Source organism: Cyanobium sp. NIVA-CYA 375 (assembly GCF_056108345.1).
Genome location: NZ_JBSYHW010000193.1, coordinates 1 through 1,617 on the forward strand (window position 1 = coordinate 1; position 1,617 = coordinate 1,617).

The 1,617-nt window shown below is 64.6% G+C and carries 1 protein-coding gene; it reads right to left on the reverse strand.

Going from position 1 to position 1,617, the window contains the following annotated elements:
• Nucleotides 1-1,458 (reverse strand): VapE domain-containing protein (locus AC01FP_RS17465; protein ID WP_474481986.1); only part of this gene is annotated, 1,458 nt, incomplete at its 3' end.
• Nucleotides 1,459-1,617: the final 159 nt, after the last annotated feature.

Here is a 1,617-nt window from a genome sequence, read left to right on the forward strand (position 1 = left end):
CTGTCCCAACCTTGTCCCAACCTCCGATCTTGAGGTTGGGACGCCAGATCCCTTGCACTGGCTGGGCTCTCGGCCTTGTCCCGACCGTCCCGACCTTTTTTCTGTACCTCTGCTGCGCTGTGTGCCAGTCCCCTCTACTGGCACAGCTTCCAGTGAATCTTCGTTTTTAGGTTGGGACGGTCGGGACAGTTCCCCAGATCCATTGCCCTCACTGGTGTTTGCCCGTCCCGACCTACCCCTTTCGAGGTTGGGACAGGTTGGGACGGTCGGGACAGGGGCTTTGTCGGCCCTGAACCACAGTCGCTTGCGCTCACCTTCCTGCCGCCCTCTCCGCTGCACCCAGCCCATGGGCCCCAGCACAGTGGCGAGTGCCATCTCGTCGCGGCGCTGGATCTGATCCTTCTGCCGCAGCCCGGCCCGCACCAGGGCTTCGGCACTGGTGAATGGAGTGCTGCCCCATCCGCCCAGCCAATCGCCCAGTGGTCCTTCCCATGGATGGCTGGTGTTGAACTGTTGGTTCTCGATCTCGCTGGCGGCTTCGTCGGCCTTGTCGAGCCACCAGCGCTCCCCACGCCGGTAAGCCATGACGGCCGTCTTCCAGATCCGATCGCGGATTTCCCGCACCCCCGCCACGTCGATCTCGTTGGCGGTCACCGGGATGATCCAAAACCGGCGGCTCCCGGTTTCGTCGGTGAGAAAGTCCGTCCGGTTGGACGTGGCCACCATCACGCTTGGCCGTTGGTGGCGGCCCATGGTTTTGCCGTAGGGCGGCCTGAAACAGTCCACGCGGGTGCTGAGGAAGTTCTTCAACTCACCGGCTGCACGTTTCGCAGTGACGGTTTCAAGCTCTGCGACTTCGAGGAACCACGTCGCGTGAACCAGCAGCAGGGAGTCTTTTTCGAGTCGTCCCAGGCTGCTGGAGCTGTACCAATCCGGGCCAGCCAGCGCTTCCCAGAACGTCGATTTCTGGGCTCCCTGTTCCCCCACCAGCACGCAGGCGGTGTCGAGCTTGCAGCCGGGTCTGTAGGCGCGGGCCACGGCGCCAATCAGGGTCTTGGCCAGCATCCGCCCTTGCAGCGTCCCAGGGGGATCGCCAGGTCTCAGAAACTGCCCCACCAGGGCGGTGAGGTCGAGGGGCTCGATTGCTGGATCAGCAACGACTTGATCCAGGTATTCGCGGACGGGGTGATACGGACGCTGGAGCGCTGCCGTTGCCAGTGCATCAACCGCAGCCTCTGCGGTGATGTTCATGCCACGCAGCTGTAGTTCCACATGCAGGGTGTCGAGCTTCTGCCCTTCGACCGCTTTGCCGTCGATCTCTGGCAGCAAGGTCATCTGGTTGAACCGCAGCCGATCGCCGGCTACATGGAGCAGGTTCTGGGCCAGGTCGCCGGCTGTGGTCTTGCGGGCCCCGGCGGGCCCCGTTCCGGTGTCGATGCGGTCGAGCAACCAGGGCATTCCCGTGGGCCCAGCATCCCCAGCAGCCGGCGCAGGGGCGGCTAGCTGGGGTGCAGCCGGCGCAGCTGCGACTGGTGGCTGTTGGCGCTGCTCACGGACATGGCGATGGGGGCAGTCAAGGCCGAGGCCCTGGCCAGCAGCCTGGAGGAGCTGGAGCTT